Below are 14,809 nucleotides of genomic sequence, written 5' to 3'. Positions count from 1 at the left end.
TGGAGAGCCGGTGGGGTGGAAGGGGTCAGGTGGCGAACAGCCGTGCCTCGGCGCGCTCGTGACGGCCCGACATCACGTCCGCCATCGGAACGCACCCGCCCAGATCGGCGAGTTCGCGTCGCAGGGCCGCCCCCGCCACCTCCTCGATGACGGGCGCGATGCCCCGCAGGATGACCTGCGCCTTGCGGTGGTCCGTGAGCCGCAGCCGCAGCGCCGCCCCGGTGAAACTGGCCGAATAGGCGAACAGGTCGCTGACCAGGGCCTGTTCGGCCGGGACGCCGGCGGCCGCGTACGCGACCCCGGCGGCCACCGCCTGTGAGCCGGGGGCCCGCTTGGCGGCGACGAGCGAGGCGTACCGCTCCAGCGGCTCGCCGCCGACGCACTCGCGGGCGATGTCCAGCAGCTGGCGGCCGGTACGGGTCGCGGCGCGGCGCAGCCCCTCGTTCAGCTTGGTCGCGTGCAGCCGCTGGTCGGTCTCGGCGAGCGCGTCCCAGTCGCCGGCCAGCGCGGCCCGGTGGGCCAGCGCCAGCGCGGTGGCGTCGGAGGGTCCCACCGAGTGCCGCAGCAGGTCGGCCAGCAGCTCCGGTACGCCCTCGGGGGTCACGGCCTTGGCCTGGGCGTAGCCCTCCAGGCCGTGGGAGAGGGTGTAGAAGCCGCTGGGGAAGGCCGAGTCGGTCAGCTGGAGGCTGACCAGGAGGGCCTGGACCGGCGAGGCGCCCGGCGGGGTCGAGGTGGTGCTCATGCCAGGTAGAACAGGTGGTTCAGGGGCAGTTCGCGGGCCGGCTCGATGGTCGCGGGCACCCCGTCCAGGGTGACCTTGTACGTTTCCGGGTCGACGGCGATCACGGGCAGGGCGTCGTTGCGGACCATGTGCTGCTTGCCGACCGTACGGCAGTGCCTCACCGGCAGGACCTTGCTGTCCAGGCCCAGCTTCTGCGGCACGCCGAGGTCGATCGCGGCCTGCGACATGAAGGAGACGCGGGTGGCCTGCCTGGCCTTGCCGTACGCGCCGAACATCGGCCGGTAGTACACCGGTTGGGGGGTCGGCAGCGAGGCGTTGGGGTCGCCCATGAGCGCCCAGTTGATCAGTCCGCCCTTGATGACCATCTTCGGCTTGGCGGCGAAGGAGCCGATCGGCCAGAGCACGATGTCGGCGAGCTTGCCGGTCTCCAGGGAGCCGATGTGCTCGGCGGTGCCGGTGGCGATCGCCGGGTTGATCGTGATCTTGGCGAGGTAGCGCAGGACGCGGAAGTTGTCGTTGCGCTCGGTGTCGCCGTCGAGCTTGCCGCGCTGGTCCTTGCAGTGGTGAGCGGTCTGGAAGGCGCGGGTCCAGGATTCTCCGATGCGGCCCATGGCCTGGGAGTCGGAGGAGAAGATCGAGATGACGCCTTCGTCGTGCAGGACGGTCTCGGCGGCGATCGTCTCGGCGCGGACGCGGGAGTCGGCGAAGGAGACGTCTTCGGGGATGTCGTGGGAGAGGTGGTGGCAGACCATCACCATGTCGAGGAGTTCGTCGACGGAGTTGACGGTGTACGGCAGCGTCGGGTTCGTCGAGGACGGCAGCACGTTGGGCTCGCCGGCGACGCGCATGATGTCGGGGGCGTGGCCGCCGCCCGCGCCTTCGGTGTGGAAGGTGTGGATGGTGCGCCCGTCGATGGCGGAGCGGGTGTCCTCGAAGAAGCCGGACTCGTTGAGGGTGTCGGTGTGGACGGCGACCTGCACGTCGTAGGTGTCGGCCACGTCCAGGGCCCTGCTCAGCGCGGCCGGGGTGGTGCCCCAGTCCTCGTGGACCTTCAGGCCGCAGACGCCCGCCTCGACCTGTTCGATCAGTGCTTCCGGCAGCGAGCCGTTGCCCTTGCCCAGCAGGCCCACGTTGACCGGCAGGTCCTCGACCGCCTGGTACATCCGGCCGATGTTCCACGGGCCCGGCGTGCAGGTGGTGCCGTTGGTGCCGTCGGAGGGGCCGGTGCCGCCGCCGATCATGGTGGTGATGCCGTTGGACAGGCCGTGTTCGGCCTGCTGCGGGGCGATGAAGTGGATGTGGGAGTCGATGCCGCCGGCCGTGGCGATCAGGTGCTCGCCCGAGATCACCTCGGTGCCCGGCCCGATGACCAGCTTGGGGTGGACCCCGGACTGCGTGTGCGGGTTGCCGGCCTTGCCGAGGCCCGCGATGAGGCCGTCCTTGATACCGAGGTCGCCCTTGACCACGCCGAGGATCGCGTCCATGACCACGACGTTGGTGATGACCAGGTCCAGGGCACCCTGCAGGTTGGTGGCCTGCGGATCCTGCCCCATGCCGTCGCGGATGCCCTTGCCGCCGCCGTAGACGGCCTCGTCGCCGTAGTGGCCCTCGTTGTGGTCCTTCTCGACCTCGACGACCAGGTTGGTGTCCGCCAGGTGGAAGCGGTCCCCGACGGTGGGTCCGAACAGGTCGGTGTACTGCTTGCGGCTCAGGACAGCCATCTACTTGTCGCCCTTCTTGTGGGACTTGCTCTTCTTGCCGCTGCCGCTGCCGCTGCCGCTGCCCGTCTTGGATCCGTCGCCGTCTCCGGCGCCGGCCGCGCGGGGTGCGGGCTCGGCGTGGACGTCCTCGATGCGGGCGCCCTTGAAGCCGAGCTCGACCGCCCGGCGCAGCGCGCGGATGCGGGTGTCGGTGGAGCCGAGGCCGCCGTCGGTGAGCGAGCTGAAGCCGATGATGCGGCCGTGGCCGCTGTACGCGGTGAGTTCGACCTCGCGGGTGTCGCCCGGCTCGAAGCGCACGCCGGTGCCGGAGGGAAGGTCGAGGTGCATGCCGTAGGCCGCGTTGCGGTCGAAGTCGAGGGCGCGGTTGACCTCGAAGAAGTGGTAGTGCGAGCCCACCTGGACCGCTCGGTCACCGGTGTTGGAGACGGTGACCTTGGCCTTGCGGCGGCCGGAGTTGATCTCTACGGTGCCTTCGCCGTAGAGGTATTTTGCGCCACCGGACATGGCGGTACTTCCCTTCCTCGGGATCAGTGGTGGGGGCGGCCGTGCGTGCGGCCGTGGTCGTGCCCGTGGTCGTCGCCGTGCCCTTGGCCGTGGCTGTGCCCTTGGCCGTGGCTGTGCCCTTGGCCTTGGCCGTGGCTGTGGTCGCCGCCCGGGCCGTGCGCGTGCGCGTACCCGTGGCCGTGCTCGGCGTCCAGGCCCTCGGTGATGCCGTCCCGCCCGTGGGACAGCCGGTGCAGGGCCTCCTGCACCCGGGTCCGTACGACCTGGTCGACGGCGGCCCGCGACAGCAGCGGGCCGGTGTCCAGGACCCCGGCCGGAACCCGGTCCGGCCCGGCGAACGCCGCCCGCACCAGGCAGACCCGGGACGCCCCCAGGCGGCGGCAGCGATCGGCCCCGTCCGCGAGGTCCGGGTCGCCGCCGTCGAAGGCGACCTCGACCCAGCGGTGGTGCCCGTACTGCCGCACGAGCCGGGCCACCCGGAAGAGGTCCGCGTCCTCGAACGGTCCGGCCGCGGGCGCGGTGACCAGGACGGCGGAGCCCTCGGGCGCCTCGCGCACCGCCTTGAGGGCGGCGGTGCGCAGCCACGCGGTCAGGTGGTCCGCGGTGGCGAAGGGCGGTGCCAGGACGAGCCGTCCGGGCTCCTGGTCGCGGCCGAGCCAGCGCAGGGCGCGGGCGCAGTCGGCGATCAGCCCGGGGTCGCGCCCCAGCGTCATCGGCACCACGCAGACGGGACCGGACGAGGCCGCGAGCGCCTCGCCCACGGCTTCGGCCAGCGGCCGGCCGGTCTGCACGGCGCCGGCCGCCGCGCCGCCCTCGTGGCCCCCGGCCAGGACGACGGAGCGCTCCGATTCCCTGGCCCGGCCCGGCCGTTCGGGTGCGACTGCGGCCATGACTCAGGCGCCGACGGGGTCGTGGCAGGAGACGAGCTTGGTGCCGTCCACGAAGGCGGCCTCGACCTGGAGCAGCGGCAGCATCTCCCGTACGCCGGACATGACGTCGGAGGCGGAGACGAGCTGCTTGCCGAGCTCCATGCACTCGGCGACGGTCTTGCCGTCGCGGGCGCCCTCCAGGATGCCCTCGCTGATCAGGGCGCAGGCCTCGCTGTAGTTGAGCTTGACGCCCCGCTCGCGCCGCTTGCGGGCCAGGTCGGCCACGACGTAGATCCAGAGCTTGTCCATCTCACGGGGAGCGAGATTCATCGGTCACTCACTTTCGGCTCTCGAGGTGGTTCGGGTGCGTGCGTACCGGGGGCGTGCGACCCGGGGCGGCCGCTACCCGGGTGGGTGTGACCCGGGTCCGCACGGGTCCGCGCGGATCTGCCCGTGCGCGGGTCCGGCCGCGCACGGGCGGGATGCGTACGCCTCAGGTGCGCCGCAGCCGGGGGATCGCCGGGACCGCGGCGACGAAGACGAGCGTGGTCAGGACGAACGGCCAGGTGAAGGTGTGCCCGCCGAACGGGGCGAAGAACGCGGTCATGGCCGCCGTCAGGCCCGTCGCGGCCGCGGCGCCCAGCACGGCGAAGCCGAAGCTCCAGGCGGAGCGGACGAGGAACACCCCGCACAGGGCCATGGCGACGAGCACGCTGCTGTAGCCCATGAGCCCCTGCGACACCCCGTCGGAGGGCGAACCCATCGCCCAGGCCACGAAGATGGCGGTTGCGCTGCCGACACAGGCCATGGCGCCGGCCCAGCGGTCGGCCACGAAGATGCCTGCCAGGAAGATCAGCCCGACGTACCACTGCGGCATGAAGAAGATCTGGCCGACATTGGAGAGGAAGGCGTGCCAGAGCTGGTCCCAGCTCAGGGCGGTGGTCCCGGTGGCGGAATCGGGGAGCGCCGCCAAGTCGGGTCCGCTGTGCCAGACCCGGGAGAAGCCGGGCGCGGCGATCGTCATGACGCTCGCGATGATGCAGAACGGCGCGGTGAACGTGGGGATGTTCCACGTGCCGAGGATCGTGGCGAGCGCCGAGGTGACGACCACGACGGTGATGCTGCCGCCGATCGCGAGCAGCAGGGTGGACAGGTGGTCCCACCCGAGGAACACGGCGAACCCGAGCGAGACCAGGGTGCCGTTGAAACCGCGCAGCCCGGCCGAGACGATCTCGCGGTCGATGCCGAAGGCGTAGGCGGTGCCGGTTCCGACGACGGCGCCCAGGAGGCCGTAGAGCGCGTACTGCCAGCCGGCGGCGGCGAGGGCGGCGAGGAAGAGGATGCCCGTGATCGCATTGGGCATGAAATCGACCTGCGCGACACCCCGCAGTACTTCCTGAACGAAACTCGCCGGCTGGGCCGGAGCGGGTTTCGGCTGCTCGGTGACAACGGCTTGCATTTCTTATCTCCCATACGCGAAAAGCGAACCGTTCAGGAATGAACCGTAGCGGCCGACCCGGAAATCGGACGCGGGGTCCCGGGAGTGTCGTGAAACCCGTCGGAGTCCTCCACATGGCTCCGTGTATTCCACGCCAATTGCTTTGAAAGGACGGCCATATTTCCCGTTCTTCCGGCCGGGTGGGTGGGTGATCGGAATATCGCGATGAATGCCCGCGCGGCGCGCGGCGCGGCAATCGGCACCCGGCACCGGGCAATCGGCACCCGGCACCCGGACGGGTCGTCGTCGCGGCCCGGTGGCGCGCCGCCCCGGCCCGGCCCGGCCCCGTGGTGTCCGCTGGGAGCATGCGAGTTTCCGCGGGCGCCCGCTGGTGGGCCGAGCTGTCGCCGGCCGCCGGGGCCGCCGTCATGGCGTCGGGGATCATCTCGGTCGGCCTGCACCTGATCGGCCGCGGCACCCTGTCGCTCGCGGCCCTCGCCGTCTGCGCGGTGCTGTGGTGCCTGCTCGCGGCCGATTTCGCGGCCCGGCTGCTGGGCGACCGGCGGCGCTTCCGGTCCGAGGCCGACACCCCTGCGGCGCTCACCGCCGTCGCCGCCACGACCGTCCTCGGTGCCCGGCTCTCCCTGCTGGGATGGCACGAGGTCGCGGCGGCCCTGCTGGTGCTGGCCGCCGCGCTCTGGCCCGGGCTGCTGTTCGCCGTACTGAAGCACTGGGGGCGGCGGATGCCCGGCGCGGCCTTCCTCGTCTGCGTGGCCACCCAGGGGCTCGCCGTCCTGGCCGGCAGCCTGGCCGCGACCACCGGGCAGGACTGGCTGGACCGGGCCGCGCTGGCCGCCTTCTGCCTGGGACTGCTGCTCTACGCCGAGGCCCTCGTCCGCTTCGACTTCCGTCAGGTCGTCTCCGGCGCGGGCGACCACTGGGTGGCCGGCGGGGCGCTGGCCATCACGGCCCTCGCCGCGGCCGGACTCACGGCGTCACCCGTGTGGACGGGTTGGGCGCACGCGGGGCTGCGTACCGTCACCCTGGCCGCCCTCGGCCTCTCCCTGGCCTGGTACGTCGTCCTCATGGCCGCCGAGGCGCTCGCGCCGCGCCCGCGCTACGACACCCGGCGCTGGTCGAGCGTCTTCCCGCTCGGGATGACGGCCACCGCCTGCCTCTCCGCCGCCGACCCGACCGGCGTGGGGTGGCTGCGCCCCCTCGGCGAGGTGCTGCTCTGGATCGCGGTCGGGGCCTGGCTGCTGACCTTCGCGGCCTTCCTGCTGTCCCGGCCGGGCCGGGCCGCCGGAGCGCCGGACGGCTCGCGGTGAGCGGACGCCGTCCACGGAACTGAGCGGGCGGGTCCCGGCCTTCGGGGCGATCCCTACGCGGGCCGCCCGCTCCCGTCCCCAAGATCGGCAAGCGGCGCGAAGAAGCACAGAAGACGCTCACCGCCGCGGCGGGCGCCCCCGTCTCGCTCTCCGGCACCACCACCGACGGACTGGGCCGCACCGGCCGCGCCGCAGGCCCCGTACGCACCACCCGTCCTCGCCCCCGCCGCACCGCCGGCGGGCTGCGCCTGGCACTCGGCGAGCTGCTGCGCCTGAACGCCGGCGGCCTCGCCGTCGCCGCCGCCTTCCTCGCCCTCTCCCTCTACGTGTTCCAGGGCCTGTGGGCGGACCTGGACGGCAGCTACCTCGCGGACGCCCTCCAGGACCAGAACCAGTGGGAGTGGTTCGTCGGCGTCACCACCGACAACGTCACCCACCTGCGCAATCCGCTCTTCACCTTCGCCCAGGGCATGCCGGACGGCGTGAACCTCATGGCCAACGCCACCATGCTCGGCCTGAACGTCCCGCTGATCCCCGTCACCCTGCTCTTCGGCGCGACCGTCACCTTCGCCCTGGTCCTCACCCTCGGCATGGCCGCCAGCGCCTGGACCTGGTACTGGCTGATCCGCCGCCGCCTCGTGCGCAGCCGCTGGGCCGCCGCCGCGGGCGGGGCGCTCGCCGCCTTCGCGCCGCCGATGGTCTCGCACGCCAACGGCCACCCGAACTTCGTCGTCCTGTTCATGATCCCGCTGATCGTCGACCGGGCCCTGCGCCTGTGCGAACCGCACCGCAGGGGTCGCGGCGCGACCCGGGACGGGGTCCTGCTCGGGCTGTTCGCGACGTACCAGATCTTCATCGGCGAGGAGCCGCTGCTCATCGCCGCGCTCGGCATGCTGGTGTTCTGCCTGGCCTACCTCCTCGTGGACCGCCGCCGCGCCCTCGCCGCCGCGCGCCCGCTGGGCGCGGGCCTGGTCGTCGCCCTCGCCGTCTGCCTGCCGCTGGTGGTCGTCCCGCTGTTCTGGCAGTTCTTCGGCCCGCAGAGCTACCACGCGATCCTGCACGGGGACAACGCCGGGAACAGCCCGCGCGCCCTGATCGAGTACGCCGGGCGCTCGCTCTTCGGCGACCCCGAGACGGCCGCCCGCCTCTCGCTGAACACCACCGAGCAGAACGCCTTCTACGGCTGGCCCCTGCTGGCCTTCGGCGTCGCCGTCTGCGTGTGGCTGTGGCGCAGCAGGACCGTACGGGCCCTCGCGATCACCGGGTTCGTGACGCTGCTGCTGTCGCTCGGACCGTGGGTGCCCGTACCGCACACGGAGATCGTGCTGCCGGGCCCCTGGCGGCTGATGATCAAGCTGCCGCTCTTCGAGTCGGTCATCGAGGGGCGCGTGGCCATGGTCTGCGCCCCGATCCTCGGCATCCTGCTCGCCCTCGCGCTCGACCGGATCGTGCGCCTGCGGACCCGCGAGCTGCGCACCCTGGGCCTGCTCGGGGCGGCGGCCGCGCTGATCCCGATCCTGCCGCTGCCGCTGACCGTCCGGGAGCGCGCGCCGGTTCCCGCCTTCATCACCTCCGGGTCGTGGAAGGACTACGTCAAGGACGGCGAGGCACTCGTTCCGGTGCCGCTGCCGGACCCGGGCCAGGCGGACGCGCTGCACTGGCAGGTGGAGGCGGACTTCGGCTTCCGGCTGGCCGGCGGCTACTTCAACGGCCCGTGGGGACCCGACCGGATCGGCATCTACGGGGCCACCCCGAGGCACCTCTCGAACCTCCTGCGCGACGTCCGATACGGCGCGCAGCCGCCCGAGGTCACTCCGGCCTGGCAGGCCCAGGCCCGCCAGGACCTGGAGTACTGGAAGGCGGGCGCGGTCGTCCTGCCCGTCCAGGAGCGGGACACGCAGCTGCGGGACCTGCTCAGCGGACTGCTGGGCCGGGCGCCGGAGAAGGTGCTCGACGCGTGGGTCTGGCGGGTGGGTCCGGGGGCGCCGTAGCCTGCGAGGTTCTGCTCACCCCTTCGCGGAGCGTGTCCGGCGCACTACGCTGGCCGGAACGGCGGCAACGACTGATCGGAGGCCGCGTGGCCTGTGACCTGTGGCTGGTCCCCCTTGTCGACGTGCTGTGCCACAGCCCCGACAATCCCTTCGCGGAAGAGATCGCCTCGTACGACAAGGCGCTGGGCGAGGCCGGACTGCCGTCCGTGCCGGTGTTCGCGTACATGCCGGGCCTGTCCGGGGACGTCGCCCCGGTGGCCGGTTTCGACTACGACGCCCTGCACTTCCTGCGCCGGGCGTACCTGCTCCAGCTCTGCGGGCTGCCGGTGACGCCGGTGGACGAGCTGGGCGGGGACTACGAGCAGCTGCTGGAGATGTTCGAGTCGACGGCCCAGCAGTCGCACCTGGTGTGGCACTACGACCACGCGGGCGCCTATGTCCCGGTGGACTTCGCGGTGCCGCTGGCGAATGAGGAGCTGCTGGCCGGTGGCGGCCCGCTGGGGTCGGCCCAGGGGCTGCTGCGGGAGCTGGCGGTGGTGGCTCCCGCGATCGGGATAGACCCGGGGAACCCGCCCGTGGCGCCCGCCCCGCCGGGGCGGCCGACGTCGCTGGAGGAGCCGGCGGGGCCGATCCCGTACGACGACAGCCCCTTCGCCCGGGAGCGGCACGTGTGGCTGGGCCTGCACGCGGCGGCCACGCGGAGCCTCGGGCAGGGCTCGATGATCATCTTCAGCTGACGGGGCCCGTCCGCCGGGGCGGAGCCGTCCCCGCCCCGCCCCGGCGGGACCGCATTCAGCCGGATCCAGCCGCATCCAGCCGCATTCAGCTGGATCCAGCCGGATTCAGCGCGGCTGCTCCGGCGGTCTTTGGCGGGGCATGTTCGGGCGGGTGCCGGGGGGGAGCGGGAAGCGGGTTGGCGGGACGTAGGCGTCCGAGCGCGCCCCGTTCGCCCCCAGGGACTGCATCACCAGCGGCGCGGGGCCCGAGCTGAACTCGACCATCCACTCCGCGGTCTCGGACCGCACGAGTTCGGTGACGTCCTCCGAGAACCGGCGCAGCACGGTGAGACATCGTTCCGCCGCCTCGCTCGCCGTGCCCTCCGTGGGGCCCAGGACCTCCCGCACGTTCTCCGAGGCCCAGTCGAACTGGAGGGTCTGCAGACGCCGCTGCACGGCCTGCGCCGTCGCCACGTCCCGCATCCAGCCCGAGGTCAGGCCGAAGAACCGGTCGCAGGCCAGGCAGGCCGCCGCCAGGAGGAGCGAGAGGTAGCCGTACGAGGCCGCGCCGGGCGCCGAGCCGGTCAGTTCCAGCAGCGGCATCGAGGCGCCCGCGACCGCTCCCACGGCCGCCGCGGCCCGCAGGATCCGGGCGCCCCGGCGCTTCCACGCCCGGTCGGACAGGTACCACTCGGCGGTGCGCAGCGCGTCGGCCTCGACCCGCCGGTAGAGCTCGTCGAGCCGCTCGGCGGGCTCGCCCCAGTCCCCGAGAGGGAACGGCCGCCCGGTGAGGTCGCCGTCCTCTGCGGGATCCCGGGGTGGCCCCTCGGGCTGCATCTCCGGCTGACTCACCCGGCACTCCCTCTGCCTGCGCTGACGTGTGGTGGTGCGCGTGTGCGCAATGGTGCGCATGCTCTTCCTACCTTCGAATGGTGCGCGATGGGCGACGATTCCCCGGTTTTCCGCCCGCAAGGAGGGCCCCAGCAGGTACGCGTACGCCTCGTCTCTCACTCGAAAGAGTTGGTCCTCACGGCGTAGGGCGCCGCGCCCGGGGAGCACGTAGGCTCGGATTTGACCGAGCGGTCCGATGCCCGGGCCGATGCGACGAAGCTACGAAAGTGAGTGACCTGTGATTCCCGGTGGCGGTCAGCCCAACATGCAGCAGCTGCTCCAGCAGGCCCAGAAGATGCAGCAGGACCTCGCCGTGGCCCAGGAAGAGCTGGCGCAGGCCGAGGTCGAGGGCCAGGCCGGCGGCGGCCTCGTCAAGGCGACCGTCACCGGTTCCGGCGAACTGCGCGCGCTGGTGATCGACCCCAAGGCCGTGGACCCCGAGGACACGGAGACGCTCGCTGACCTGGTGGTCGCGGCGGTCCAGGCGGCCAACGAGAATGCGCAGGCGCTCCAGCAGCAGAAGCTGGGGCCGCTGGCCCAGGGGCTGGGCGGCGGCAGCGGCATCCCCGGCCTCCCCTTCTAGCCCCCGGCACCGCACCACCCGCACCACCCGTCCTACCCGCACCACCACCCGCACCACCCCGTTCCACCGAAGCGAAAGCAGGCAGTCCGTTGTACGAAGGCGTGGTCCAGGACCTGATCGACGAACTGGGCAGGCTGCCCGGCGTCGGGCCCAAGAGCGCGCAGCGGATCGCCTTCCACATCCTGCAGGCGGAGCCCACCGACGTCCGCCGCCTCGCGCACACGCTGCTCGAGGTCAAGGACAAGGTCCGGTTCTGCGCGGTGTGCGGGAACGTGGCGCAGGAGGAGCGGTGCAACATCTGCCGCGACCCGCGCCGCGACCTGTCGGTCATCTGTGTGGTCGAGGAGTCGAAGGACGTCGTCGCGATCGAGCGGACGCGCGAGTTCCGGGGCCGGTACCACGTCCTCGGCGGCGCGATCAGCCCGATCGAGGGCGTCGGCCCGGACGACCTGCGCATCAGGGAGCTGCTGGCGCGGCTCGCCGACGGTGCGGTCACCGAGCTGATCATCGCGACCGACCCCAACCTGGAGGGCGAGGCGACCGCCACCTACCTCGCCCGCATGCTCAAGCCCATGGGCCTGAAGGTCACCCGCCTGGCCAGCGGGCTCCCCGTCGGGGGAGATCTGGAGTACGCGGACGAGGTCACGCTCGGGCGGGCCTTTGAAGGAAGGCGACTTCTCGATGTCTGACGCAACGCTGCACGCCCTGGGGCAGGATCCGGACGACTTCGCCGTCCAGATCTCGGACCAGATCGAGTCCTTCATCGTCGCGGTCACCGAGGTGGCCAAGGGCGAGGACCCGGACAGCGCGGTGCCCTTCCTCCTCCTGGAGGTCTCCCAGCTCCTGCTGGCGGGCGGTCGGCTGGGCGCGTACCAGGACGTCCTGCCCGACGAGCGCTACGAGCCCGACCTGGGCCCCGAGCCGGACGTGGACGATCTGCGCGAGCGGTTCGCGCTGATGCTGGAGCCGGTCGACGTCTACTCCGAGGTCTTCGACCCCTACGAGCCGCGCAAGGCCCCGGTCGCGCACCGGATCTCCGACGACCTGGCCGATGTGGTGGCGGACCTGCGGCACGGGCTCATCCACTACCAGGCGGGCCGGATCACCGAAGCCCTGTGGTGGTGGCAGTTCTCGTACTTCACCAACTGGGGCCCGACTTCCTCGGCGACCCTGCGCGCCCTGCAGTCGCTCGTGGCGCACGTCCGGCTGGACCAGCCGCTGGAGGCCCTGGACGGGCTGGACACGGACGAGGACCTGACCGAGGAGGACCTCGCCGAACAGGCGGGCAAGGTCATGGCCGAGGAACTCGGCGGACTGGGCCGCAAGTAAAAGACGCTCGGCGGGGGAACGTATTCTTTGATCTTTTCGTCTCATGATGTGGTACGAGGCGGTCGGATCGCGGCCGCTCGTTAGACTGCACCAGCAATGAGACGGATTGAGCGAGGAGCGCACGTGGGCCTTGTCGTGCAGAAGTACGGAGGCTCCTCCGTAGCCGATGCCGAAGGCATCAAGCGTGTTGCCAAGCGGATCGTGGATGCCAAGAAGAACGGCCACCAAGTGGTCGTCGTGGTTTCCGCGATGGGCGACACGACGGACGAGTTGATCGACCTCGCGGAACAGGTGTCCCCGATGCCTGCCGGCCGCGAATTCGACATGCTGCTGACCGCCGGAGAGCGGATCTCCATGGCCCTGCTGGCCATGGCGATCAAAAACCTGGGCCACGAGGCCCAGTCGTTCACCGGCAGCCAGGCGGGCGTCATCACCGACTCGGTCCACAACAAAGCGCGCATCATCGATGTCACGCCGGGCCGTATCCGCACCGCGCTGGACGAGGGCAACATCGCCATCGTCGCCGGCTTCCAGGGCGTGTCCGCGGACTCCAAGGACATCACCACCCTCGGCCGGGGCGGCTCGGACACGACCGCCGTCGCGCTCGCCGCGGCGCTGGACGCCGAGGTCTGCGAGATCTACACCGATGTCGACGGCGTCTTCACCGCGGACCCCCGCGTCGTGAAGAAGGCCAAGAAGATCGACTGGATCTCCTCCGAGGACATGCTGGAGCTCGCGGCCTCCGGCTCCAAGGTGCTGCTGCACCGCTGCGTCGAGTACGCGCGCCGCTACAACATTCCGATCCACGTCCGCTCGTCCTTCTCGGGACTGCCGGGCACGTGGGTCAGCAACGAGAATCCGCAGGGAGACGAGCCGGTGGAGCACGCCATCATCTCCGGAGTCGCTCACGACGTCTCCGAAGCCAAGATCACGGTCGTCGGCGTTCCGGACAAGCCGGGCGAGGCCGCGGCGATCTTCCGCGCCATCGCGGACGCCGAGATCAACATCGACATGATCGTGCAGAACGTGTCCGCCGCCTCCACGGGCCTGACGGACATCTCCTTCACCCTCCCCAAGGCCGAGGGCCACAAGGCCATCGACGCCCTGGAGAAGGCGAAGGGCACCATCGGCTTCGAGTCCCTGCGCTACGACGACCAGATCGGCAAGATCTCCCTGGTCGGCGCGGGCATGAAGACGAACCCGGGCGTCACCGCCTCGTTCTTCCAGGCGCTGTCCGACGCGGGCGTCAACATCGAGCTGATCTCCACCTCCGAGATCCGCATCTCGGTCGTGACCCGCCAGGACGACGTCAACGAGGCCGTCCGCGCCGTGCACACGGCCTTCGGCCTCGACTCCGACAGCGGCGACGAAGCCGTCGTCTACGGAGGCACCGGACGATGACGGCCACCCGGTCGACCCCGGCACCGGCACTCGCCGTCGTCGGGGCGACCGGAGCGGTCGGCTCCGTCCTGCTCCAGATCCTGTCCCAGCGCGCGGACGTCTGGGGCGACATACGCCTGATCGCCTCCTCGCGCTCGGCCGGCCGCCGGCTGACCGTGCGCGCCGAGGAGACCGAGGTGCTGGCCCTCACCGAGGACGCCTTCGACGGCCTCGGAGCGGGCGACGTCGCGATCTTCCTGACTCCGGCCGAGGTCTCGGCCCGGTGGGCTCCCGTCGTCACCGCGCGCGGCGCGGTCGTGGTGGACCGGTCCGCGGCGTTCCGCGAGGACCCCGAGGTGCCGCTCGTGGTGCCCGAGGTGAACGCGTCCGCGGCGCGGATCCGCCCGCGCGGGATCGTCGCCGGCCCGGACTGCGTGACCGCCGCGATGATCGCGGCGCTGGGCGCGCTGCACACCGAGTACGGGCTGGCCGAGCTGGCCGTCTCCTCGTACCAGGCCGCGAGCGGGGCCGGCCGGTCCGGCTCCGAGGCGCTGCGCCGCCAGCTGTCCCTGGTCGCCGGCACCGCCCTGGGGGAGCACCCCGGGGACGTGCGCCGGTCCGTGGGTGAGGACACCGGCCCCTTCGCGGCCCCGCTCGCGCTCAATGTCGTGCCGTGGTCCGGCGAACTGCGCGAGGACGGCTGGTCCTCGCACGAACTGGCCGTACGGGCGCAGACGCGCCGGATCCTGGACCTCGCGGAGCTGCCGGTCTCGGTGACCTGCGTCCAGGTGCCCGTGCTGACCGGGCACTCGCTGACCGTACGGGCCCGCTTCGCGGTCGCCGTCGACCCGGTGCGCGCCCGGGAGGTCCTGGACGCCGCCCCCGGTGTGGTCCTCGTGGACGACCCGGCGGCGGGCGAGTTCCCGACCCCGTCGGACGCCGCGGGGACGGATCCGGCCTGGGTGGGACGGGTGCGGGGCTCGCTCGACGACCCGGCTTCCCTGGAGTTCTTCGTGTCCGCGGACAACCTGCGCCAGGGTGCTGCGCTGAACGCCACACGGACCGCGGAGCTCATCGCGGGTGAGTTTGGGTATTTCGCTTTGTAGGATCATCAGTGATCCCTTGACCAAGGTGATGGCCCGACGGCCGCCGTGATGCGCGGCGCCGGCGGGGAGCGGCTACGCATGAGGGCAATGGGAACCACGCCGATGAGTCTGCCTCGCGCGTACAACCCTGACGGGGGGACGCGTGTCCAACTGGCGTGGCAGAAGCATTGCTGGACTTCCCCGTCATTTCGGTGCGCACCGGGACCATCCC

At 71.8% G+C, this 14,809-nt stretch carries 14 protein-coding genes and 2 pseudogenes; 9 read left to right on the top strand and 7 right to left on the bottom strand.

The features are described from left to right. Nucleotides 1–25 precede the first annotated feature (25 nt). From DRB89_RS29775 to DRB89_RS29750, 6 genes are all read right to left on the bottom strand, one after another. Nucleotides 26–742 (bottom strand): urease accessory UreF family protein, encoded by a 717-nt coding sequence (locus DRB89_RS29775; protein ID WP_112451372.1) that lies wholly within the window; start codon nt 740–742, stop codon nt 26–28. After that, nucleotides 739–2,463, bottom strand: coding sequence for an urease subunit alpha (gene ureC / locus DRB89_RS29770; protein WP_112451373.1), 1,725 nt, complete (start codon nt 2,461–2,463; stop codon nt 739–741). The genes DRB89_RS29775 and ureC overlap by 4 nt, the downstream gene beginning before the upstream one ends. Beyond that, nucleotides 2,464–2,967 carry an urease subunit beta gene (locus DRB89_RS29765; protein WP_112451374.1) on the bottom strand — a complete coding sequence of 168 codons (504 nt, stop codon included), beginning with the start codon at nt 2,965–2,967 and terminating at the stop codon, nt 2,464–2,466. It lies immediately after the preceding gene. Between the two features lie 23 nt (nt 2,968–2,990). Then, nucleotides 2,991–3,857: a hypothetical protein gene (locus tag DRB89_RS29760; RefSeq protein ID WP_112451375.1), complete on the bottom strand. Its 867-nt coding sequence runs from the start codon at nt 3,855–3,857 to the stop codon at nt 2,991–2,993. Nucleotides 3,858–3,860: 3 nt separating this feature from the next. Continuing rightward, the gene (locus tag DRB89_RS29755) at nt 3,861–4,166 is read right to left on the bottom strand and encodes an urease subunit gamma (RefSeq protein ID WP_112451376.1); all 306 of its coding nucleotides are present in this window, start codon (nt 4,164–4,166) and stop codon (nt 3,861–3,863) included. 163 nt (nt 4,167–4,329) lie between these two features. Beyond that, nucleotides 4,330–5,226 (bottom strand): urea transporter, encoded by an 897-nt coding sequence (locus DRB89_RS29750; RefSeq protein ID WP_275432088.1) that lies wholly within the window; start codon nt 5,224–5,226, stop codon nt 4,330–4,332. 413 nt (nt 5,227–5,639) lie between these two features. Here DRB89_RS29750 and DRB89_RS29745 point away from each other — a divergent pair, with 413 nt between their 5' ends. The 4 genes and pseudogenes from DRB89_RS29745 (at nt 5,640) to DRB89_RS29735 (ending at nt 9,330) form a co-directional block, all read left to right on the top strand. Next, the gene (locus tag DRB89_RS29745) at nt 5,640–6,602 is read left to right on the top strand and encodes a tellurite resistance/C4-dicarboxylate transporter family protein (protein WP_112451378.1); all 963 of its coding nucleotides are present in this window, start codon (nt 5,640–5,642) and stop codon (nt 6,600–6,602) included. 77 nt (nt 6,603–6,679) lie between these two features. After that, nucleotides 6,680–6,799 (top strand): annotated as a pseudogene (locus DRB89_RS45040) (2-C-methyl-D-erythritol 2,4-cyclodiphosphate synthase); the annotation flags it as partial. A gap of 129 nt (nt 6,800–6,928) precedes the next feature. Next, nucleotides 6,929–8,593: pseudogene (locus DRB89_RS29740) on the top strand (glycosyltransferase 87 family protein); the annotation flags it as partial. An 86-nt stretch (nt 8,594–8,679) separates the two neighbouring features. Next, a complete protein-coding gene (locus tag DRB89_RS29735) occupies nt 8,680–9,330 on the top strand; it encodes a hypothetical protein (protein WP_112450814.1) in 651 nt (216 codons plus the stop codon). 105 nt (nt 9,331–9,435) lie between these two features. On the opposite strand, the gene DRB89_RS29730 is transcribed toward DRB89_RS29735, so the two are convergent. Continuing rightward, nucleotides 9,436–10,161: an SLATT domain-containing protein gene (locus DRB89_RS29730; protein WP_204357826.1), complete on the bottom strand. Its 726-nt coding sequence runs from the start codon at nt 10,159–10,161 to the stop codon at nt 9,436–9,438. 277 nt (nt 10,162–10,438) lie between these two features. On the opposite strand from DRB89_RS29730, the gene DRB89_RS29725 reads away from it, so the two are divergent. The 5 genes from DRB89_RS29725 to DRB89_RS29705 all read left to right on the top strand — a co-directional run bounded on the left by DRB89_RS29725 (nt 10,439) and on the right by DRB89_RS29705 (nt 14,598). Beyond that, a complete protein-coding gene (locus DRB89_RS29725) occupies nt 10,439–10,783 on the top strand; it encodes a YbaB/EbfC family nucleoid-associated protein (protein WP_112450812.1) in 345 nt (114 codons plus the stop codon). Nucleotides 10,784–10,872: 89 nt separating this feature from the next. Beyond that, entirely contained in the window at nt 10,873–11,472 is a 600-nt protein-coding gene (gene recR / locus DRB89_RS29720) for a recombination mediator RecR (RefSeq protein ID WP_112450811.1), read from the top strand. Next, complete coding sequence (locus DRB89_RS29715; protein ID WP_112450810.1) at nt 11,465–12,112, top strand: DUF5063 domain-containing protein; 648 nt, start codon at nt 11,465–11,467, stop codon at nt 12,110–12,112. Before recR ends, DRB89_RS29715 begins: the two co-directional genes overlap by 8 nt. 123 nt (nt 12,113–12,235) lie before the next feature. Then, entirely contained in the window at nt 12,236–13,513 is a 1,278-nt protein-coding gene (locus DRB89_RS29710) for an aspartate kinase (protein ID WP_112450809.1), read from the top strand. Next, nucleotides 13,510–14,598, top strand: coding sequence for an aspartate-semialdehyde dehydrogenase (locus tag DRB89_RS29705; RefSeq protein ID WP_112450808.1), 1,089 nt, complete (start codon nt 13,510–13,512; stop codon nt 14,596–14,598). The genes DRB89_RS29710 and DRB89_RS29705 overlap by 4 nt, the downstream gene beginning before the upstream one ends. Nucleotides 14,599–14,809: the final 211 nt, after the last annotated feature.

It is taken from the genome of Streptomyces sp. ICC4 (assembly GCF_003287915.1).
GTDB classification, from domain to species: Bacteria; Actinomycetota; Actinomycetes; order Streptomycetales; family Streptomycetaceae; genus Streptomyces; species Streptomyces tritrimontium.
The sequence above is the reverse complement of the archived record's forward strand: the minus strand, read 5'-3'. Positions and strand labels throughout refer to the sequence as shown.

Excerpts from the sequence above, each read along its gene's own strand:
- DRB89_RS29775 (WP_112451372.1), bottom strand. The coding sequence starts at position 742 with ATGAGCACCACCTCGACCCCGCCGGGCGCCTCGCCGGTCCAGGCCCTC.
- ureC (WP_112451373.1), bottom strand. The coding sequence starts at position 2,463 with ATGGCTGTCCTGAGCCGCAAGCAGTACACCGACCTGTTCGGACCCACC.
- DRB89_RS29765 (WP_112451374.1), bottom strand. The coding sequence starts at position 2,967 with ATGTCCGGTGGCGCAAAATACCTCTACGGCGAAGGCACCGTAGAGATC.
- DRB89_RS29760 (WP_112451375.1), bottom strand. The coding sequence starts at position 3,857 with ATGGCCGCAGTCGCACCCGAACGGCCGGGCCGGGCCAGGGAATCGGAG.
- DRB89_RS29755 (WP_112451376.1), bottom strand. The coding sequence starts at position 4,166 with ATGAATCTCGCTCCCCGTGAGATGGACAAGCTCTGGATCTACGTCGTG.
- DRB89_RS29745 (WP_112451378.1), top strand. The coding sequence starts at position 5,640 with ATGCGAGTTTCCGCGGGCGCCCGCTGGTGGGCCGAGCTGTCGCCGGCC.
- DRB89_RS29715 (WP_112450810.1), top strand. The coding sequence starts at position 11,465 with ATGTCTGACGCAACGCTGCACGCCCTGGGGCAGGATCCGGACGACTTC.
- DRB89_RS29705 (WP_112450808.1), top strand. The coding sequence starts at position 13,510 with ATGACGGCCACCCGGTCGACCCCGGCACCGGCACTCGCCGTCGTCGGG.